General features: G+C 63.4%; 17 protein-coding genes and 1 pseudogene. 7 read left to right on the top strand and 11 right to left on the bottom strand.

Annotated features, from left to right (window positions below):
• From QF015_RS02025 to QF015_RS02015, 3 genes are read left to right on the top strand one after another with little or no spacing between them, the layout of a single operon-like run.
• Positions 1–390, top strand: coding sequence for a hypothetical protein (locus QF015_RS02025; RefSeq protein ID WP_429386528.1), 390 nt, complete (start codon positions 1–3; stop codon positions 388–390).
• Between the two features lie 5 nt (positions 391–395).
• Positions 396–1,157: an SDR family NAD(P)-dependent oxidoreductase gene (locus QF015_RS02020; RefSeq protein ID WP_310205671.1), complete on the top strand. Its 762-nt coding sequence runs from the start codon at positions 396–398 to the stop codon at positions 1,155–1,157.
• Positions 1,158–1,206: 49 nt separating this feature from the next.
• Positions 1,207–1,791, top strand: coding sequence for a carboxymuconolactone decarboxylase family protein (locus tag QF015_RS02015; protein ID WP_310205105.1), 585 nt, complete (start codon positions 1,207–1,209; stop codon positions 1,789–1,791).
• A gap of 10 nt (positions 1,792–1,801) precedes the next feature.
• On the opposite strand, the gene QF015_RS02010 is transcribed toward QF015_RS02015, so the two are convergent.
• The 7 genes from QF015_RS02010 to QF015_RS01980 form a co-directional block, all read right to left on the bottom strand.
• A complete protein-coding gene (locus QF015_RS02010; protein WP_310205668.1) occupies positions 1,802–3,046 on the bottom strand; it encodes an MFS transporter in 1,245 nt (414 codons plus the stop codon).
• Between the two features lie 142 nt (positions 3,047–3,188).
• Positions 3,189–4,559 carry a DUF3100 domain-containing protein gene (locus tag QF015_RS02005; RefSeq protein ID WP_429386525.1) on the bottom strand — a complete coding sequence of 457 codons (1,371 nt, stop codon included), beginning with the start codon at positions 4,557–4,559 and terminating at the stop codon, positions 3,189–3,191.
• Positions 4,556–5,782: an amidohydrolase gene (locus QF015_RS02000; RefSeq protein WP_429386523.1), complete on the bottom strand. Its 1,227-nt coding sequence runs from the start codon at positions 5,780–5,782 to the stop codon at positions 4,556–4,558. Before QF015_RS02000 ends, QF015_RS02005 begins: the two co-directional genes overlap by 4 nt.
• 27 nt (positions 5,783–5,809) lie before the next feature.
• On the bottom strand, positions 5,810–7,357 hold the full coding sequence (locus tag QF015_RS01995) for an aldehyde dehydrogenase family protein (RefSeq protein ID WP_429386522.1): 1,548 nt from the start codon (positions 7,355–7,357) through the stop codon (positions 5,810–5,812).
• Between the two features lie 30 nt (positions 7,358–7,387).
• The gene (locus QF015_RS01990) at positions 7,388–8,293 is read right to left on the bottom strand and encodes an NAD(P)-dependent oxidoreductase (protein WP_429386520.1); all 906 of its coding nucleotides are present in this window, start codon (positions 8,291–8,293) and stop codon (positions 7,388–7,390) included.
• Between the two features lie 75 nt (positions 8,294–8,368).
• A complete protein-coding gene (locus QF015_RS01985; protein ID WP_429386518.1) occupies positions 8,369–9,256 on the bottom strand; it encodes a MurR/RpiR family transcriptional regulator in 888 nt (295 codons plus the stop codon).
• A 183-nt stretch (positions 9,257–9,439) separates the two neighbouring features.
• The gene (locus tag QF015_RS01980) at positions 9,440–11,350 is read right to left on the bottom strand and encodes an FAD-binding monooxygenase (protein WP_429386516.1); all 1,911 of its coding nucleotides are present in this window, start codon (positions 11,348–11,350) and stop codon (positions 9,440–9,442) included.
• 185 nt (positions 11,351–11,535) lie between these two features.
• Here QF015_RS01980 and QF015_RS01975 point away from each other — a divergent pair, with 185 nt between their 5' ends.
• Positions 11,536–12,471: a 5'-3' exonuclease gene (locus QF015_RS01975; RefSeq protein ID WP_310205083.1), complete on the top strand. Its 936-nt coding sequence runs from the start codon at positions 11,536–11,538 to the stop codon at positions 12,469–12,471.
• A gap of 152 nt (positions 12,472–12,623) precedes the next feature.
• On the top strand, positions 12,624–13,181 hold the full coding sequence (locus tag QF015_RS01970; protein ID WP_310205080.1) for a Clp protease N-terminal domain-containing protein: 558 nt from the start codon (positions 12,624–12,626) through the stop codon (positions 13,179–13,181).
• Positions 13,182–13,296: 115 nt separating this feature from the next.
• Here QF015_RS01970 and QF015_RS01965 read toward each other — a convergent pair whose 3' ends face one another.
• A complete protein-coding gene (locus QF015_RS01965) occupies positions 13,297–14,382 on the bottom strand; it encodes a fatty acid desaturase family protein (RefSeq protein WP_310205078.1) in 1,086 nt (361 codons plus the stop codon).
• A 188-nt stretch (positions 14,383–14,570) separates the two neighbouring features.
• Here QF015_RS01965 and QF015_RS01960 point away from each other — a divergent pair, with 188 nt between their 5' ends.
• Together QF015_RS01960 and QF015_RS01955 are read left to right on the top strand one after the other, a co-directional pair.
• A complete protein-coding gene (locus QF015_RS01960; RefSeq protein ID WP_310205075.1) occupies positions 14,571–14,990 on the top strand; it encodes a YciI family protein in 420 nt (139 codons plus the stop codon).
• 39 nt (positions 14,991–15,029) lie between these two features.
• A pseudogene (locus QF015_RS01955) lies at positions 15,030–16,294 on the top strand (RNA polymerase sigma factor).
• A gap of 276 nt (positions 16,295–16,570) precedes the next feature.
• On the opposite strand, the gene QF015_RS01950 reads toward QF015_RS01955, so the two are convergent.
• The 3 genes from QF015_RS01950 to QF015_RS01940 form a co-directional block, all read right to left on the bottom strand.
• Positions 16,571–18,253: an acyltransferase gene (locus QF015_RS01950; RefSeq protein ID WP_429386513.1), complete on the bottom strand. Its 1,683-nt coding sequence runs from the start codon at positions 18,251–18,253 to the stop codon at positions 16,571–16,573.
• Between the two features lie 99 nt (positions 18,254–18,352).
• Positions 18,353–18,757, bottom strand: coding sequence for a (R)-mandelonitrile lyase (locus QF015_RS01945; RefSeq protein WP_429386511.1), 405 nt, complete (start codon positions 18,755–18,757; stop codon positions 18,353–18,355).
• 18 nt (positions 18,758–18,775) lie between these two features.
• The gene (locus QF015_RS01940; RefSeq protein ID WP_429386509.1) at positions 18,776–19,672 is read right to left on the bottom strand and encodes a helix-turn-helix transcriptional regulator; all 897 of its coding nucleotides are present in this window, start codon (positions 19,670–19,672) and stop codon (positions 18,776–18,778) included.
• Positions 19,673–19,763: the final 91 nt, after the last annotated feature.

The raw sequence follows: 19,763 nt of genomic DNA, 5'->3' as shown, positions 1-19,763 counted from the left end.
ATGGCACGTAGCCTCATGGACTATCCACTGTATGGATGGTTCGTATGCGATACCGGCCATTCCCCAGCAGCACCATGGGCCGCAGGATGGTGGCATGCCAGTCAACGTCGCCGCACCAACGCACCGCCTTGCCGGGAGGGTCGCCATGGCCACCGGTATCGCCTCGGCGCAGGGGCGCCTGCCGCCACCCGTTTCGCCGCGTTGGAGGACATCAGTTACCAGGACTGGACGTGGAATCTCAGGCACGAGGTGGAAGTGTCCAACTGCGTGCTCTTCCTCGCCTCGGACGAGGCCTCGTACGTCACCGGCGCAACCTCATGGTCGACGGCGGCTGGTCGGCTGTTCTGCCCGGCTGAGCAATCCCACAGAACAATGGAGGCCCTGCCGTGATTGATATGCGTGAGCGAACCATTGTGGTCACCGGCGCCAATGGCGGCCAAGGCCTGGCCGGAACCCTGATGTTGGCCGCTGCGGGGGCCACGGTCATTGCCACAGACCTGACAGTGGAGCCCTCCGCAGCCATGGAGACTGCAGTCGCCGGACACCCCGATCGCATCACTTACCGTCAGCTTGATGTCACAGATGCTGAACGCTGGGCTTCCTTGGCCGGCTTCGTCCGGGAGGGGCGCGGTCGATTGGACGGCCTGGTCAACAACGCCGGCATCACCCGCCGCAGCCGCCTTCTCGAGGCCACACCGGCCGACATCGCCGCAGTGTCGGACGTGAACGTGACAGGTGCCCTGTTGGGAATTCAGGCATGCGTCCCGTTGATGGATGCCGGTGCCTCCATCGTCAACGTCGGCTCAGTAGCGGCACTCAGCGGGCACTATCCGGTGGCTTACACAGCCAGCAAATGGGCGTTGCGGGGACTCACCATCGCAGCCGCCACAGAGCTCGGGCCGCAGGGAATCCGCGTCAATTCGGTTCATCCGGGATTCATCGAGACCCCTATGACCGCTGGCGCCAAGCCTGCCTTCAGGGAAGCCACCATAGCCGAGACTCCGCTGGGCCGCACCGGAACGCCTGAGGAGGTGGCCGCCGTCGTGCTGTTCCTCCTGAGTCCCTTGGCCGCTTTCGTCACGGGAGTGGACCTTCCGGTAGATGGAGGGCAAAGCAGCCACGGTGGCGCGAAGTCAATCTCGGACGCCCTCCGCTGATTCGGAAGCCGCATTTACAAACACCCCAAGCAGGGCCACAATTGCCCCCATGTCGATCCTCAAGGTGCCATCCGAAGCCGAGGCCACCGGCTTGACGGCCGAAATCTACGATGCCGATACCCGCTCCATGGGCTACGTTCCCAGCCACACCAAAGTCATGAGCCTGAACCCGGAGGCGCACCGGATCTGGGAATCACTGACCCAGGCCATCAGCTCCTCATTGGGTCTGCGCCGCTATGAACTGGTCACGCTTGCTGCCGCCCAAGCCATCGGTTCGTCGCACTGCCGGTTGGCCCACGGCAAGAAAACCCTCACCATCATCGACGAGGAGCAACTGCTCGCCCTGGCCCGCAATTATCGCGATGCCGGTTTGCCGCCTGAAGAAGTCGCCATGATGGACTACGCCGTGAAACTGAGCACGGATGCGGTGGGAATGGACGACAACGATACGCAGCGGCTGCGCGACCTTGGCTTCAGCGACCGGGAGATCGCGGACATCACGCTGGCCGCCGCAGCAAGGAACTACTTCAGCAGGGCGCTGCTTGCCCTGGCAGTGGAACTTGACGTTCCGCCGGGCGTGGGTCCGGAATTGCAGGATGCACTGTTGGCGCCCTTGCCCCCTGCCAGTGAGTGAGCCGGGGTGGTCACCCGGCCGTGGTGGCCCGGTCTGCTGCTGAACCCTGCTTCCGGCTCGCCAACAGGAACGGCACCGCGACCAGTTCAATAATGCCTGCCATCGCCAATGACGCTGGATAGCCATAGAGGTCGGCGCCGCGGCCGAGCAGCGGCTGAATGACGACGCCACCGCTGGAGCCCATGAGCGAATCGAAGCTCAAGACGGTGGCCCGCTGCTTGGACGGGATCATGTCGTTCACATAGGCCTGCCGGACCGGTGTGGCGGCGGAACCGACGATGCTCCAGAACGCCAGCAGGACCAGTGCTACCCAAAAGACGTGGGTAAAGCCGAGGACCAGCAGGGTCACGCCGCCCACCACACCGACAAGAATCAGGACGGACGTGCGTTTGTGGAAAGCGCGCCGTGCATGCGGCGCCAGCCAGCCGCCCAGGATTTGCGAACCGGCCACGATGGCTGCGGCCAGGCCGGCAATCGAGTAGGCGCGGGGGTCGCCGAACAGATCCAGCAGATACGGCTGGAGGGCGTAAAAGACATAGATCCCGACGCCGGCGCTGAAGGGGGCGGCCAGCATGACGTAACGCACCGGTGGATTTTTCAAACCGTTCTCGATCGACGCGGAGAGCACCGCCCGGGTAGCGCGGAGGGGGTGCGTCGAGCGTTCGGGCGAGAAGCCGACGTCGTGCATTAGTCCAAACGCGACGGCAAACATCGCAACCAGAACCGCCACGCGAAGCAAGAACGGCACACCCAGATTGGTGGCTTGGGCGATCACTCCGCCAGCCACTGAGCCCACCAGCATCGCCACGCCCTGCACCATCTGTCCTCGTCCAAGGACGGTTTCAAGACCGCCCTCATAGCCGGAGAAGCGCAACGCATCCACGAGCCACGCCTCCACGGCACCGGAGAAAAAGGTGAAGCCGAGCCCCAACAACACGGAAACTACAGCCCACATCCAGAAGGGCGCCGAGATTTGCCACAGCACGAAGTACAGGTAGGTGGATGCGGCCAGCGTGACCGTTCCGAGAAGGAAGGAAGCCCTGCGGCCCCAACCGTCAGCGATCACGCCGGTGGGGACCTCGAAGAGGACCATCCCTGCGGTGAAGAAGGCATTGGCGGCGAACGCCTCAAGGTTGCTCAACCCGGCATCCAGAAGGAAAAGCGTGTTGATGCCCCAAATGAATGATGCCGCAATGGTATTGCCCAGCGTCAGGGTCAGATATACGCGCTGGATCTTACGGGCGGCAGGGTTCATCGTGTCGCCGTCCGCACTGATGCGAGGAGGGACCACCACCTCATTGTCGTCCCGATCGCCCTCCTGTGCCAGAGCGGCAGGATACGAAAAGGGTCTGTTTCCCGGGTGGGGAAACAGACCCTTCCGCAGTGTCGGAAAATGATCAGTGCCAGAGCCCCAACGCGAACTCCGCAATCACCGTCGAGAGGAGGAACGACGCGGTAATGGCCACCAGGCCCACCGGAATGATCTTCCACCCGATATTCCGGAGCAGTGGGATGTCCTTGCCCAGCGACAGGCCGGCAAGGGTCAGCATCGCTGTGGCGATGGAAAGGAAGTCCACGGTCTTGACGGCTTCGTTCAGTACCCCTGCTCCGAAGAACCACGGGCTGGAAATATAGGCGCCGATGGTGGTGATGAAGACGATCGCGGAAACCTTCCGGGTGATCTTGGCCAGCAGGAGGCTCACCAGGACAAGGGCCAGCATGATGGCGTAACCAGCCAGGATGGACAGGCTCAACCCCTTGGCTGCCACCGCCGCGGTGCCCACCCCCAGGACGGTCAACACGGACAGGGACAGCCAGAGCGGCAACTTCATTGCCGCAGAGGACTTTGCTACTTCCTCACGGAAGCGCCGGTTCTCATCGGCCTGCACTTCGTCCTGTGCAAGCTCTGCTTCCGAGCGTGCCTGCGGCGCGACGCCGGCAGCGGCTTTCTGCGGCTCCTTGTTTCGGGTCAGGACCTTGTAGAACTTATCGGCCAAGGGAAGGGCGATATAGATGCCGACATATACGCCCAGAATGGTGGTGATCAGGTTCGAGACGGCGGCCATGCCAAGAATTGCTTCCTGGTCGGCCGGGTAAGCAGCGATAATGCTCGCTGCCGAGGCTGCCATCATGGAGCCCGAGCCCACACCGGCGCCCATGGCCAGGGCCAGCGGATCGAAGATCTTCCAGTTGGCTACCAAGGACGTCAGGAGGGTGATGAAGATAGCGCCGAAAAGGGTGCCGAAGACGTACATTGCCAGGACGCCACGGTATTGGTCCGAATCCGGGCCGTACTTCTCCGAGACCATGGCGAACGACGGTTCGCGGTCCAGGGAGAACGTGGCACCGACAGTTGCCTTACCCATGCGCAATATCACCGCAAGCGGAAGTGCCAGGACGACGGTTCCCAGCAGGTGGCCCACTTCCTGCAGCAGGAGGGCAGGGCCGGCCTTAATGAGGCTGGGGAGACTCGGGCCGATGTTGAACGCCAACCTGGCCACAAGGAGCAGGACGGCCACACCGACGAGGGCAGCGGCCACCCGTTGGAGGTCCAGGCCAAGCGGCTTGAACTTCTGGATGGACACGAGGAGGCCAAGAATCAAGCCCCAAACCATCGGGAAGATGATGATCGCGCCGATGCCAAGGTCGATTTTGGCCTGGCCAATGAACTGAACCGCAAGGGCGATGACAAACGCCAGCGCGGCAATCGGAAGCGTAAGCCGTGTGCCGGCCTTCTCCGTCCGCGCGGTCTCGGTGCTGGTGCTCATGATGTTGCTTCCTGGATCAGGGCTTCGCGGCGGTAGGCCGCCTTGACGAAGCGTTCTCTCTGCTGGGGATGGGTTGCGGCACCGGCGACGGTCCAGGCCAGCGCTGTGGCTGCCTCGAACATCACCGTGTATGCCTGGGAGGTGTTCGCTAGGGCCGCGAAGCCGTGCGAATGGATGGGTACGTTTGCTCCGGGAATGCTCAGCCACGGATGCAGGGATGGAATGACCTGGGAGATGTTGCCCATGTCAGTGGAGCCGCCGCCCATGCCCGACGCCGGTGAGGTGTCCTTGCCGAAGGCGTCCATGGCTGCCGTCCAGTGACTGGCGAGGTCCGCGTCCTGGACCAACGGTTCATACAGTGGTTCGGCCGCAGTGATTTCCAGGGTGGTTCCCGTGGCCAGGGCGGCACCTTCAAAGCAGCGTTTTACACGCTCAAGCAATGCCTCATACTCCGGGAGCGTGAAAGCCCGGCACTCGAACGGCACCACGGCATGGTCGGGAATGATGTTGGTGACGTGTCCGGCCTCAGCTACGAAGCAGGCGACGCGGTGATCGCCGGGAATCTGCTGGCGCAGCAGGCCAATAGCCACTTGGCTCAGCACCGCCGCATCCGCAGCGTTCACGCCCAGATGGGGTGCAGCCGCAGCGTGGGCGGCCTTGCCGGTGAAGACGGCTTGGTACCGGCCCACGGCCTGGGCGGTGGTTCCTGCAGGGTTGTAGGTGATGCCATCCTGGACAGGGTGGACCATCAACGCCAGGCCAACGCCGTCAAAGGCGCCCCGCTCCAGCATCAGTACCTTCCCACCGCCATGCTCCTCCGCCGGTGTGCCAATGGCCTTCAAGGTCATTCCGAGCTCGTCCACATGCGGAAGCAGGGCCAGCGCTGCCGCCACGGAAGCTCCGGCAATAAGGTTGTGTCCGCACGCATGGCCCACTGATGGCAGGGCATCGTATTCGATGCACAAGGCCACCACCAGGTCCCCGGTTCCGGCGCTGGCCGTGAACGCTGTGGGAAGTTCCGCCGTTCCCGGGGTTACCTCGAAGCCGCCTTCGGCCAGCAAAGACGTAATGGCCCCGGCCGCACGCACTTCTTCAAAGGAGATCTCGGGATGGGCGTGCAGGTCCTCAGAGAGTGCCAGCACCTTTGGCTTCCAGGCGGTTACGCCGTCTTTGAGGGTTGAGCGCAGATTCTCCGTGGAGGATGGTGTGCTGGTCATTTCCATGATCATTCCTGGTAGTGGGACAAGGACTTAGTAGGACAAAGACGGGAAGGGTGAACCGGCCGCCCGTGTGGGCACCCAGACAGCCTTGGTTTGCGTGTACTCGTCCAGTACGCCCGGACCGGAAGACCGGCCGTATCCTGAATCGCCGAAGCCTCCGAAAGGGACCGCCACGTGGATGGTCTTGTACGAATTGATCCAAAAGGTGCCGGCCTTAACTTCGCGGGCAATATGGTGTGCGCGGGAAATGTCGGAAGTCCAGACGGCGCCTGCCAAGCCAAAGTTGGTGTTGTTGGCCCGGGCAATGGCTTCGGCCTCGGTGTCGAAGGCGTCGGCACCCACCACGGGACCGAAGACTTCAGTGGTTTCCAAACGGTTGGCGGGGCTCACGCCGTCCAACAAGGTTGGCATGACCCAGTGGCCCCCCGACAATGCTGAGCCGGTCAGCGCCTCCGGGAGGGCTGCGTCCGTCACCCGGCGGCCGCCGTCGTCGATTCCGGCCGTAATCAACGACGTCACGGTGGCAAACTGTGGTGCGGTAATGATCGGCCCTACCTCGGTGTCCGCGTTCAAGGGATCTCCGACACGGAGCCTGGCCGCGCGGTCGGCAACCAGTTCGACGAACCGGGCGTGGACGCTGCGTTCCACGAGCAGCCGCGAACCAGCGACGCAGGACTGGCCTGCGCCGGAGAAGATCGCTGAGATGGCGCCGTCGGCTGCCCGTTCCAGGTCGGCGTCGGCAAAGACGATGTTGGCACTCTTGCCGCCCAGTTCCAGCAGGGCCGGGATGCCGGCTTCGGCAGCTGCGACCGCCACGCGGCGTCCGGTAGGTACGGAACCGATGAAACTGATTTTGCCGACCCGCCGGTCCGTGGTCAGTGTTGCCCCCACAGTCGCGCCCAGTCCGGTGGCAACGTTGAAAACTCCGTCCGGGAGCCCGGCGTCGTGAGCCAGTTGGGCGAGGCGGACCGTGGTGGCCGGGGTGAATTCACTAGGCTTGATGATCACGGCATTGCCGGCGGCCAGCGGAGCCGCTGAATTCCAACCGGCGGTGAACAGCGGGGCGTTCCACGGGGTGATGGCGACGACGACGCCCCACGGGACGCGTTCAGTGTAGGTGTGCCAAGGACCGGGGACGGGTATGGTCTGGCCGGTCAACTTGTCCGCCCACCCTGCGTAGTACCCGAACATTTCGGCGACCTTGCCTGCTTCGACCCGGGCGTCGCGGATGGGCTTGCCGGTGGTGGCAGACTCCAGGATCGCCAGTTCCTCGATGTGGGCTTCAATGACCGCGCTGACGTTGCGCAGGATGGCCGCGCGCTCGAAACCGTTCAGCCTTCCCCAAGCCGCCGCACCACGGACGGAGCTCTCAAGAATGGCGTTGGCACCTTCCTCACCCGGATCGGCGTAACTGGCGAAGGCTTCACCTGTCGCAGCGGACGTGAGCGTGATGCCCTGGCCCGAGCCGGGAATCACCTTTCCGTCGATGAACGCGCCAAGGCCCAACGGGAAAGCCGAATTGAGGACCATGCGGGCAGTTTCCGCGGATGAAGCCGTGGGGGCTGTGGTGACACTCAAAATATTTGTCCTTCTCTGATCAGGTGGATGCTATGCACCAGGAATAGTGGTCGGTGCTCCTGCGGGCGTCACGGCAGGGGCCACAGTCCTGGCTATTTCCGTGAAATCCGCGGCCGGTCCCAGCGCGGTCAAGGCATCCTGCCACTGCATGGACGCTGCAGCCAGGAGTTCAGGTTGCTCGCCTATCCGTCGGGCGACATCGATGGCCAGAGCGGCGTCCCGCGCCATCAAGCCCAAGGAGAACCCGGAGTCATGCGTGCCGGAAAACACCCAGGCGGGGTACATCGCAGCAGAGACTTTGCTGCCGCCTGAGGCGTTGCTGATGCTTGCAGCCGCAACAGCCGGATCAATTCCATAGGCTTTCGCTACTCCCAGGGCTTCACCCACGGACACCATGTTCGCCGCGGCCAGGACGTTGTTGAGCAGTTTGACGACGTTGCCGCTGCCGGGGCCGCCGATGTGTACATACTTTCCGCCGGTCAGCGCCTCAAGGACAGGTTCCGCGGCGTCCAGGGCGTCCTCGGTGGCTCCGACGAAGGCACTGAGGCTTCCGGTGGCTGCGCCATCGCGGCCGCCGGAAACCGGGGCATCAATAAACGCTGCGCCCCTCGATGCGGCGAGGTCGGCCATGGATTTGCTGGTGTCGGGCTCGGATGTGGTGGTGTCGATGATGGCAATGGTCCCGGGTGCTGTGAGGAGCGCCGGCACTGTGGACTCCACGACTTTGGCCGAAGGCAGCGACAGTACGGCATAGGGTGTTCCTGCCAGGTCCTGGATATCAGCCGTTGTGGAAATGCCACCCTGCGCCGCAGCCCGGCGCGCGGATTCCGAGGGATCGAAGCCCGCGACGTCCCAGCCTGCGCGGTGCAGGGTGGCGGCCATTGCACCGCCCATGGATCCGAGGCCGATGACGGCCACGCGACGCTTGTTGCTCATAAAAAACTCCTTGGTGGGTGTTGCGGGGGGAGGGGATGAGGGGTGGGGATGACCCGCGGACGGCTGTGGTAGCTGTTAGTCCAGGTAGATATCCAGGTCTTTCCATAGCTGCTGGGTGCGTCGGATAGCAGCGCGGCTGCGTTCGGGGTGGGCTGCTTCCATGCCCGCAAGCAGCCCATAGACCATGGAATTTGCGGCGGTGACGGACTGGAAGAAGGAGATGCCTTCCGATGCGACGATCAGCAAGTGGTCGGCAGCGGCAGCAAGTCGCCCACGGCGCATATCGCTGATGGCTATCACTGTGGCACCTGATTGCTTGGCCGCTTCAGCGGTCACGATGATCTGCTGCACGGAGCGCCACATGTTCACTACCACCAGGACGTCGCCCGGGCCGAGGCTGTTGGCCGCGGAGGCGAGGTGGACCCCGCCGCGGTTCTCCAGCGTGATGGGGTAGCCCATGGTCGAACCGAGATGGGCCATGACGCTTGCAGGCCCGGAAAAGGAGCCGATGCCGACAGCGGTAATGGAGGCAGCCGAGGCGAGGGCGGCAATGGCGGCTTCGACGTCCTCGGCGGTGTTGGAGTCAAGGGTCAGCCGGAGGTTTTCGATGTCGTGGTTCAGGGCGTCGTGGAGGGGGCTCCGGTGCTCGCCATGTTCGATCAGGGTGTCTTCCGTGGAAATCAGCACCAGGTAGCGGGAGCGAAGTTCGCGTTGCAGGTCCGGCCAGCCGCGGTAGCCGAGCCGTTGCGCCGTCCGGACGACAGTGGAGTTGTTCACGTCGGAACGTTGGGCGATCTCCGCGATGTCTGCATAGGAAGAGAGCTGCGGATTGCGGGCGATGACTTCCACCACGCGGGCCTGCGACTTGGACAGGGCTACGTCCGGCAGGGCATCCCCGAGCCATGCGTGATCCACGGATTCCCTTGCCGCAGGGGGTGTGCCCACTACATCCTGGCTGCTCATCACTGCCCTCCTTGTAACCCACGTCACTCTGCAAACTGCATTGCAATAAAGATACTCTGCAATTTTGTTTGCTTCCAGTGCTGTGCGTTACAGGTGTGTAAAACATCGTCAGTGTGAACGAGGCCCTTAAAGGCGAAAGCTGCCGGCAGGCCTTGTCGGCCCACCGGCAGCTTCCTTGCGGCTCTACGCCTGGACAAGTCCGGCGCTTGGGTGCGCAGCCAAAAGCGGCGCAAAGAATTCGCCAAGTTCCGCTGTCGCACTCAATGGCAGCACATTGGCGACGTACTGGTCGGGGCGAACCACAACCACCGCTCCTTCGCGGCTGATGCCGCGAAGGTCGAAGATATCCGCGGCCGGATCTGCGCCGAAGACCTTTTCAAGGTAGGTCAGCTTGAACGGGCCAACGGTCGGCTTGAACGCGGCAGGAACGGCGTTGATGTCGATGTTGGTGTGGTCTTGCTGGTAGATCACCTTCACGTCGAACCAAGCGTCGCGGTCGGCGTTCGACGGCGTAGCGGCCAGCGGCGATTCCGGCGAGTTGGCAATCCACTCGGCGAAGTCCGCTACCGGTCCAGCGGCGCCTGCCTGTGCGGGGTCGGCGAAGACGTAGATGCGCCAGCGGCCGTCGGCCTTGGCGTGGTGGCCCAGGTGCATCGGGTTGGTGTCGCAGACCCGGAGAACAGGAGCTGACTTGAAGCGCTTGCCCACGGGGAAGCCGGTGGCGAGCTCTTGGTGTTGCGCCCCGGCCGTGACCAGCGATGGCGCGTACTGCGTCATGAAACCGGCCGGGAACTCGGCCGTGCTGGTGTAGAAAGTCTCCAGCTCCGCGGGGTCTTCAAACTCCTCGGGTTTCTTGGCCATCAGTGTGGACCACTGCTTGTCGAAGTCGATGAGGTTCTTCGCAACCACCTGGCGTTCGGCCGAGTAGGTGTCCAGGAGGCTTTCCGGGCTGCGGCCTTCGAGGACATGGCCAAGCTTCCAGCCGATATTGAAACCATCCTGCATGGAGACGTTCATCCCTTGGCCGGCCTTTGCGCTGTGGGTGTGGCACGCGTCGCCGGTGATGAACACCCGCGGCGTGCGCGTACCGCGGTCCTCCGGCAGAACGTCGTCGAACCTGTCCGTGAGCCGATGTCCCACCTCGTAGACGCTGTGCCACGCGACGTTGCGGACGTCCAGGGTGTAGGGGTGGAGGATGTCGTTGGCCTTCTTGATGATCTGTTCGATGGTGGTCTTCCGTACGGCGCCATGGTCGTCAGCTGCCACTTCGCCCAGATCCACGTACATCCGAAACAAGTGCCCGCCTTCGCGTGGAATCAGGAGGATGCTGCCTCCGGATCCGGACTGAATGGCGCACTTGGTGCGGATATCGGGGAAATCGGTGACGGCGAGGACGTCCATCACGCCCCAGGCGTGGTTGGCCTGGTCTCCTGCCAGATGGCAGCCGATAGACTCGCGGACCTTGCTGCGGGCGCCATCGGCGCCGACGACGTACTTTGCGCGGATGACCCTTTCCCGCCCTTCAAGGGGACCGGATGTGTGCGCCAGCGTCACCTCGACAGGGTACTCGCCATCGCCGGAGACCTGGAGGCTGTGGAACTCGTAGCCGTAGTCGGGCTTCATCCTGGCGGGGGAGTTGGCCATGAACTCCGCAAAGTAGTCCAGCACGCGCGCCTGGTTAACGATCAAGTGCGGGAATTCGCTGATTCCGGCAGGATCGTCCACGGCGCGGGCCGCGCGCACAATCCGTGAATGGTCCGCAGGGTCCGGCTTCCAGAAGGCCATCTCAGTGATGCGGTAGGCCTCGGCGATGATGCGCTCCGCAAACCCAAAAGCCTGGAAAGTCTCCACGCTGCGGGCCTGGATGCCATCGGCCTGGCCGATGGCCAGCCTGCCTGGCCGGCGTTCGACGATTCTCGTGGTGACGTCCGGGAACTGGGAAAGCTGCGCCGCGGTCAGCATGCCGGCAGGGCCGGTTCCCACAATGAGGACGTCAACTTCGTCGGGGAGCTCGGTGGGGCGGTTGATTCCGACGCCGGCGGCCGGTTCGACTCGCGGGTCACCGGATACGTAACCGTGGTGGTGGAACTGCACGGGCTTTCCTCACTTCTTTGTGGGCTGTCTTTAGCCAAGCTGTGTTCGATAATAGAACACGCTGTTCTATTATCGCTCACACAATCGTAATGCGGCTCACAGTAGTGTTCAACCCCAGGTATCGCCTCGCACCGGAACGCGCCGTGGTTCCTGCCCAAAGGTCAGCCAGCATGGCAGGATCAGGTATGCCCCGATTGATGCTGCTGGACACCGCCTCGCTGTACTTCCGTGCCTTCTACGGCATCCCTGACTCGATTCGCCGCTCCGACGGAACACCGGTCAATGCCGTGCGGGGCCTGATGGACATGATCGCCCGCCTCACCACCGACTATGAGGCGACGCACGTCGTCGCGTGCTGGGACAATGACTGGCGGCCGCAGTGGCGCGTGGACCTGATTCCCAGCTACAAGTCCCATAGGGTGGCGGAAATCGTGCAGGATGGCCCCGACATCGAGGTAGTGCCTGACCCGTTGGAGGCCCAGATTCCCCTGATCCGCCATGTGCTGGCCCTGGCGGGCATTGCCGTCGTAGGTGTGGACGAGTACGAAGCTGACGATGTCGTGGGCACGTACGCCACCCAGGCGCAGGTCCCCACAGACGTGGTCACCGGCGATCGCGACCTTTTCCAACTGGTGGATGACGACCGCGCGGTCCGGGTCATCTACACGGCCCGCGGAATGCGGAACCTGGAATTGGTCACCGACGTAGTGGTGGTGGGTAAATACAAAGTCCTGCCCCGGCAGTACGCCGATTTTGCCACCCTGCGCGGTGACGCTTCGGACGGGCTCCCCGGCGTCGCAGGCATCGGCGAAAAAACAGCGGCGTCCTTGCTCGCTACGCATGGTTCACTGGAGGGCCTGCTTGAGACAGCAGAAGACCCCGACGGCGGGTTGTCCGCTTCCACCCGGGCAAAACTCACAGCCGCAGCTGACTACCTAAAGGTGGCGCCCGCAGTCGTCAAGGTAGTTCGCGACCTCACGGTGCCCACACTGGAGGAGGCAGGTGCTCAATTGCGTCCCGTCACAGGCGCAGCACGCGATGAACTCGAACAGTTGGCCACCGACTGGAACCTCGGCGGCTCGGTCAAGCGGCTGCTTGAGGCACTGGACCGGTTCAACTAAGTGCGCCTCACAGGTTCGTGTTCACTTTCACAGCCGAATGACAGGTTCGGGACAGCGTGGGCTGGGGTTGCCCTCTCATCGTGTTAAGAGGACGGCACTACTGCCCGTCCCTCAGACACCAGCCGTCACCACGGCTCATTGAGGAGAGGTACATGTCGAAAACCACGAGAATTACGCTGAGTGTTGCGGCCGGAGCCCTGGCATTGGGCGCAGGCCTGGGGGCCACCAGCATCGCCACAGCGGCCAGCACACCGTCACCAAGTGCAACGTCCTCGGCGGATGCAAGCGCGCCATCGGAGCTCGGGGGAAAGCCCGGCGGCCACGGACACGGCCGCGACGCGGGCCGCATCGCCACCGAACTGGCCAGCAAGTTGGGTGTTGACGAGGCCAAGGTCACCGAAGCCTTGAAGGCATTCCGCGAGGCGAACAAGCCCACCACGCCGCCTGCGGAAGGAACGGAAGGCACCAGGCCGGACCCCACGGCGCAGGATGCTGCGCTGGCCAAGTCGCTGGCAGAGTCATTGGGCGTGGACGAGGCCAAGGTCACTACTGCTTTGGAGGAGATTCGCGCTGAAGGCAAGGCCGAGCGTGCCGCTGCGTTGAAGACCAAGTTGGACAAAGCAGTCACCGACGGAAAGCTCACCCAGGCCGAAGCCGACGCCGTGACCAAAGCTGTGGAAGCGGGAGTCATCGGCGGGGGCGGTCGCTGAACGTAGCCCGCCCACCCTGGGCACGGGCGACTCCGACGCAACGACGGTGACAAAAAGAGGATCCCCCGGACGGGTGTCCGGGGGATCCTCTTGCGCCTGCCTGTCGCCCCACCTGCTACCGGCGTCGGAATTGATCCACCACGGGACACTCGAACGGCTCGCCGGCGAACAAGCCCACCTCGTCCAGGTATCTCACCACTGTCACGTACGACGCCCCCAGACTGGTTTCGGTGTAGGGGATATCCAGTTCGTCGCAACACGCTTTGACGATCCCGGACGCGCGATGCAGGTGCGGGCGTGGCATGTCAGGGAAGAGATGGTGCTCAATCTGGCGGTTAAGTCCGCCCATCAGCACGTCCATGAACCGGCCACCGGAGATGTTCCGGGCCGTGAGGACCTGGCGGTTGAGGAAGTCAGCCCGGCTGGAAGTGGGCAGGATGGGCATGCCCTTATGATTCGGGGCAAAGGACGCGCCCATGTAGAAGCCGAACACGCCCAGCTGGACACCGAGGAACGCAAACGCCATGCCCAAGGGCAGCAACCAGAACACCAGAAGCGGCACAACCATCAGGCGCAGCATGATCACCGGAATTTCCACCCATCGGTGATCGACTTTTCTTTGGTGCAGCAGGTACTTCAGCGAATCAACGTGCAGGCTCACGCCCAGGAAGAACAACAGGGGAAAAAGCAGCCAGCCTTGCTTGCGCGTGATGTGTACCATGGCACCCCGGCGCCGGCTCGCTGCTTCCGGGTGAAACGCGATGGCACCCGTATGGATGTCCGGGTCCTTGTCGATCACATTGGGGAAGTTGTGATGCCGGGTGTGCTTCTGCGCCCACATCGAGTAGCTGATACCCACCAAGGCCGTACCGACCAGTCGCGCAGACCATTCATTCATACCTTTGGACTTGAACACCTGGCGGTGGGCGGCCTCGTGGGCGAAGAACGCGAACTGGGTCAGGACAACGCCCATCCCCGCTGCAATGAGAAGTTGGAACCATGTGTCCCGCAGCACGAAGAAGCCGCCCCATGTGCCTGCCCAGGCCGCCATCAGGAGCACGAAGACGGTGATGTAAAAACCTCGCCTGCGCTTCAGGAGGCCAGCGTTGCGCACGGACTTCAGGAGCGTGGCATAGGTGGTGACGGTCCGGGCGGCACCCCGATCCGGCAGAATTTCATCGGACGAACGTTCTGGTGCCATCGTGCCTCGAACCACTTCCCGGCAGACTCAACAGAATCGTTTTCCACCGTTCCTTCAGACTACGCCCGTACGTCGCGCAGGGAGCCGGAAAATTCATCTCATTTCGTTGTCGATTTCCGCTCGTGCTGTTCGACCTATGAATGAGAAGGTCGAAGGGCGACCTTCCACGACACAGGAGATTGAGTCAGATGGCAAAATACATGTTGATCATGCGGGCAGACGACGCTTCGTACGCAAAGTTCGAGAACATTGACTTCAATGAAATCCTCGAAGCCATGGGCAAATTCAATGACGAACTGATCCGCGCAGGCGTCCTCCTGGCCGCAGAGGGACTGGACGATGCAAAAGAAGGTGTCGTGGTAGATTTCACCGGCGAGACACCCGTGGTGACGGATGGTCCTTACGGCGAAACCAAGGAACTCTTCGGCGGCTTTTACATCCTTGACGTGGCGTCGCAGCAGGAAGCCATCGAATGGGCCAAACGGGCTCCCATGACGGCCGGCACCAAGACTGAAATCCGGCGCGTGACCAGCATCGACGAGTTCCCACAGGACAACGAATGGATCCGAAAGGAACGCGCATGGCGCGAGCAGACCGGCCAGTTGTAAAGCCGGGAACGGAAGCTGCCGCCGTTGGCACCGCCTGACGTGGGCAGCAACGAGGCAAGGGCCGCCGTCGAAGCGGTGTGGCGCAGTGAATCCGCCCGCATCGTCGGTGCCCTTGCGCGCTATACGGGCGACTTCACCTTGGCCGAAGACCTCGCCCAGGAAGCACTCGCAGAAGCCCTGGTCTCATGGTCCGTCAGCGGCATACCCGCGGAGCCGGTGGGCTGGCTGCTGACCGCCGGCCGCCGTCGGGCCATCGATACGTTCCGGAAGCGTGCCACCGGCGACACAAAGTACGCTCTTCTGGCGCGGGACCTCTCCGAGGAGGAACCGGGTGTGGACGCCTTGTTCAACCCTGACTCGATCGACGACGACGTGTTGGCCCTGATGTTCATCTCGTGCCATCCGGTGCTGTCCAAGGAAGCGCGGATAGCCTTGACTTTGCGGGTTGTGGGCGGACTCGGCACTGAGGACATCGCCAAAGCGTTCCTGGTACCCGTGCCAACCATCCAGGCCCGCATTACGCGCGCCAAGAAGACGCTGGCAGCCGCGCACATTCCGTTTGCCGTCCCGGAAGCAGACGAAATTCCGGAGCGTCTTGGCTCGGTGCTGCAGGTGGTCTACCTGATTTTCACTGAGGGTTCGTTCGCCACCAGCGGCGACTCATGGATGCGGATGCAACTTGCCAGTGAAGCACGCCGGCTGGCACGCGTTCTGGTCCGGCTGGCACCCGGGTCCGAAGTGTTTGGGCTGTTGGCGCTCATGGAACTGACGGCTGCGCGCTTTCCCGCGAGGCTGGACGCGGCGGGCCAGCCTGTTCTCCTTGAAGACTAGGACAGGGGCCGGTGGGACCAATCCGCCATACGCCGTGGCAGGGCAGCACTTTCGACGGCGGTCGCAGCCGGCCGCGGTCTCGGCGCCTACGGGTTGCAGGCGTCAATCGCGGAGTGCCACGCGTTGGCACCAACGGCGGGGGAGACGGATTGGCAGCGCATTGTGATCCTTTACGAGGCGCTGGGGCGTCTGACACCGTCGCCGTTGGTCGAGTTGAATCGCGCAGTCGCGGTAGCGATGGCTTCGGGGCCGGCCGCCGGTCTGGAGTTGGTGGATTCCCTGACGACCCGGGCGAGATGAACGGTTCACGCCTCCTGCCCACGGTCCGCGGGGAACTCCTCAGCAGGCTGGGCCGCTTCGGAGCGGCGAAGGCTGCTTTCGCCGAGGCCCTGGATCTGTGCTCGAACACTGCCGAGCGGATGGCGTTGGAACGGAAATTGGCTGACTTGGCACGGAAACAGCAACGTGCTTGACCCTGAAGGGTGACATCCCGCAACGCTGCCTACCGCCGTCGTGCCCTTAAGAGCCGTGCCGTTAAAAGCAGCCAGCCGGGCAGGCACGCCCAGAGACTTCGGGGACCGCCGGCGCAGCTCATCGGCGCGGGGCGAACCCGCCCGCCGCGCCATGATCTGCCCGATGACTCCCATGACTAAACCCTGTCATGGGGGTCTGACATTTCCAGCGTGTCGGCTACCGGTAGACCTGGGACGACCTTTATCGAAAGTCGGGACGTGACGGACCGCCGAGGGTTAGAGCTTGTGCAGCAACCATGCTGGTTCCGGGCGGTGGACGCCGCGGGGCCGGTATCCCAGAGCTTCCGCACTGCCGAGGAGATCGGCAAGATACCAGACGATGGCCAGCCACATCTCGGTCCCTTGAAGCTTGGCGAGATGGTGGTCTCCGCTCTCCGGTGCGGCGCTGAAGGCCATTCCCTTGCCCGTCTCCCACCGGATAAGTGCCTGCTTCAGCTGATTCCCGGCCCATGCCATCATTTCCTCCCGGCGGTGCGCGGTTTGCTTGGACACCAGCCACAACGGATGGACGACATCCAGGACATTGCAAGCGTTTTGCCGGCCCGGGGAGAAGTACCGCGCATCGTCGGCGTGCTCAAGGACAGTGTCCACGAGGCGTTCAGCATGGGGCACCGGCAAGCCAAACTGTGCGAACGTTCCACGCGTCAGTCGGTAGTACCCATTGACCACCTTGAGCCTGGTGTCCGCTGCGGGCGTTCCCCAGGTGCCGGCCGATGGATTGACATGCCCCAGCAACCAACCGAACAAGGTCTCAAGGGAACCAGCCGAATTCGGCTGGCCCTGGGACAGGTTCCAGTAGGCGGCTGTGCCCCACGCATCCACCCATGCACCGGATCCCCACGCTTCCTTACGCCAGGGGAGGGCCTCCAGTGACGCGAGCAAAGCCGCCGCATCCATGTCGGCGACGACATGGACCGGGTGCTGGAACCCGCTGTCGAGCAGGTCCAGGGCATAGCCGACGGAGAGCACATGATAGGTAGCGGGACCTACTCCAAAGAGCAACGGCGACCCCAAGCCGTCGGCTCCGAACTCCGGCACTAAACCAGACATGGGGTCCTGGAGACTCTGCAGCCGCGAAACGTGTTCCTCCCGCTGCAACTGGGGCGGCGCGGAACCCAGCAGCAAGTCGGCGATTTCAAGGGCATCGCAGTGAGCCCTGACGGTCGGCACCGAGCCCGGTCGGTCCACGTAGCGGCCACCGGCATCAGACGTCCAACTTCGCGAAAGAATGGTTGGAGCGTCGGCACGTGCTGTATCCGCGAAGGCAGCAAGGGCCGCCCGCAACCCGCCGTCGACCGCCGCCTCCCCACGGACGTCCAATGCCACTGGAGTGGCGTCCCTTCGGTCACGGATCCGGCGGGCGGGGTTCCCTCCCACGATGGACCATTCGGGCACGTCCTTGGTCACGACGGCACCGGCGGCCAGTACCGCATGTGATCCCACAGTGACTCCATCAAGGACCACGACGTTGGACCCGATCCAGACGTCGTCGCCGATGCGGATTCCCTTGCTGGTGAGCGGCTGCTTGAAGACGGGCCCGGAGGGGTCCATGGAGTGGTTGAATCCAAGGATTGACGTGTGGGCGCCGATCCGCACACCGTCGCCCATGACGACGGTGCCTCGGACTACTGTGAAGGCGTTGACGGTGCAGTCGTCGCCGATGGTGATGGTGACCGTGACATAGGCGTGTGCAGCAATGAACGAATCGGCACCCATGGAGAGCGTCTCAGGGTCGACGCTGGCCAAGGGAGACAGGAAGACCCGTTCACCCAAGGTGATCCCAGGCCGTTCGGCGAATCCCTTGTGGTGCTTATGCTGCGCCTCGCGCTCGGCTTCGGAGGCGGAACTCCAGAAGGTCCAGGGGGAGTAGTCATAGCTGAGGTCGTGCTGGGGGTTCACGTCGTGACTCCGCGATAGGAGGGATGGAAAGCGCTTCCCCCATTATTCCCACCCCCCTAAAGACGGGTCAATGAATCACCAGCAAGTGATCAGTGTCGATCACGTGGGGTAGCCATACTCCTCATCGGTGACCAAGTCGCCCCATGTGGTCTCGCAACCATCGGTCGCCCCGGCAGTTTCCCACATGGCCAGATGGCTCATGAAGTGGTCCGGGGCAGCGCCGTGCCAGTGCCATTCGCCGGGCGGCGTGTAAACCGTTTGGCCTTGCTGGACAACTCGCACTTCACCACCCCGGGACTGCACCAAGGCGACTCCGTCCGTGATGTGCAGGGTTTGTCCCGCGGCGTGGGTGTGCCACGCCGTCCGGGAGCACGGTGCGAAACGGACGATGTTCACCCGCAGCTGCGATGGTGCTTCACCCTTGGCTATGACGTCGAAGTAGACGTCGCCGGTGAAGAGCTCCGACGGGCCCTTGGTGCTGGTGGTTTTGGCGGTGATATCCATGGTCCTTCTCGTTGTGGATTATGTGATGTGTGTGTTTCGGAGGGGCTCGGAATCCGTCGGGACCGCCAGGGTGGTGGCCGCCCAGCTTGCGAGCAATTGAAGGGCGTCCGCGGTGCCGGTGCCGGGCTCGGCGTTGTAAACGGTCAGGGTCAGGCCGGCGTCGGCGGACAGGTCCAGTGCCTCATACAGCATGTTCAGGTCTCCCACGATCCTGTGCCGGAAATGCTTCTTGCCGGTGTAGTGCTGGCGCACATTGTGGGATGCCCAGCGCACCCGGAATTCCTCGCTGCGGGTGGAAAGTTCGCCCACAAGGTCGCTGAGCCCCCGATCATAGGGGTCGCGGCCTGCCTCAGTTCGCATGATGGCCACGGTGTCGTTGGCGGCGCGCTCCCAGTCGGCGTAAAAACCGTGGCTGCGTGGGTCAAGGAAGAGGAACCGGGCGTGGTTGGGTGGCCCGGCAGGGCTGTCGTACATGTCTGCATATAAGGCCCGGCCCAGGGCATTCGTTGCCAGGAGATCCAGGCGGCCGTTGCGGATGAAAGCGGGCGAGCCGGTGATGGCATCCAGGGTGAGTTGGACGCCCGGTCGGATGGCCTGCTTCCGGACGGGTCGACGGCGGGACGTGCCGCCGTCGCTCGCTGCACGGGCGAGGTCATACAGGTGGGCGCGTTCGGCGTCGTCAAGCTGCAGGGCGCTGGCCAGTGACTCCAGGACGCTTTCCGAGACCCCGGAAAGGTTGCCGCGCTCCAAACGGGTGTAGTACTCCACACTCACACCCGCGAGCATGGCTACCTCGCCGCGACGAAGTCCCGGGACGCGCCGGTTGCCGCCATACGCGGCCAGCCCTGCTTGCCCGGGCGTGATCTTCGCCCTCCGGGTTGCAAGAAAATCGCGTGTCTCAGTCCGGTTGTCCATGCTTCCAACGGTAGGGCTTTTGATCAGCTGAGGGAGTCCCTGTCATTACCCCTAACAGCAGTAACTCCTTCCTCCCAGGGAAACAGGGTTA

Source organism: Paenarthrobacter sp. TE4293, from assembly GCF_050435325.1.
In the GTDB taxonomy this organism is placed as follows: Bacteria; Actinomycetota; Actinomycetes; order Actinomycetales; family Micrococcaceae; genus Arthrobacter; species Arthrobacter nitroguajacolicus_C.
Note: the sequence above shows the minus strand (reverse complement) of the source record. Positions and strands in the feature narration are given on the sequence as shown.

Excerpts from the sequence above, each read along its gene's own strand:
- QF015_RS01960 (WP_310205075.1), top strand. The coding sequence starts at position 14,571 with ATGGCAAAATACATGTTGATCATGCGGGCAGACGACGCTTCGTACGCA.
- QF015_RS02000 (WP_429386523.1), bottom strand. The coding sequence starts at position 5,782 with ATGGAAATGACCAGCACACCATCCTCCACGGAGAATCTGCGCTCAACC.
- QF015_RS02010 (WP_310205668.1), bottom strand. The coding sequence starts at position 3,046 with ATGAACCCTGCCGCCCGTAAGATCCAGCGCGTATATCTGACCCTGACG.
- QF015_RS01940 (WP_429386509.1), bottom strand. The coding sequence starts at position 19,672 with ATGGACAACCGGACTGAGACACGCGATTTTCTTGCAACCCGGAGGGCG.
- QF015_RS01990 (WP_429386520.1), bottom strand. The coding sequence starts at position 8,293 with ATGAGCAACAAGCGTCGCGTGGCCGTCATCGGCCTCGGATCCATGGGC.
- QF015_RS01965 (WP_310205078.1), bottom strand. The coding sequence starts at position 14,382 with ATGGCACCAGAACGTTCGTCCGATGAAATTCTGCCGGATCGGGGTGCC.
- QF015_RS01945 (WP_429386511.1), bottom strand. The coding sequence starts at position 18,757 with ATGGATATCACCGCCAAAACCACCAGCACCAAGGGCCCGTCGGAGCTC.
- QF015_RS02005 (WP_429386525.1), bottom strand. The coding sequence starts at position 4,559 with ATGAGCACCAGCACCGAGACCGCGCGGACGGAGAAGGCCGGCACACGG.
- QF015_RS02025 (WP_429386528.1), top strand. The coding sequence starts at position 1 with ATGGCACGTAGCCTCATGGACTATCCACTGTATGGATGGTTCGTATGC.
- QF015_RS01985 (WP_429386518.1), bottom strand. The coding sequence starts at position 9,256 with ATGAGCAGCCAGGATGTAGTGGGCACACCCCCTGCGGCAAGGGAATCC.
- QF015_RS01975 (WP_310205083.1), top strand. The coding sequence starts at position 11,536 with ATGCCCCGATTGATGCTGCTGGACACCGCCTCGCTGTACTTCCGTGCC.
- QF015_RS02020 (WP_310205671.1), top strand. The coding sequence starts at position 396 with ATGCGTGAGCGAACCATTGTGGTCACCGGCGCCAATGGCGGCCAAGGC.
- QF015_RS01970 (WP_310205080.1), top strand. The coding sequence starts at position 12,624 with ATGTCGAAAACCACGAGAATTACGCTGAGTGTTGCGGCCGGAGCCCTG.
- QF015_RS02015 (WP_310205105.1), top strand. The coding sequence starts at position 1,207 with ATGTCGATCCTCAAGGTGCCATCCGAAGCCGAGGCCACCGGCTTGACG.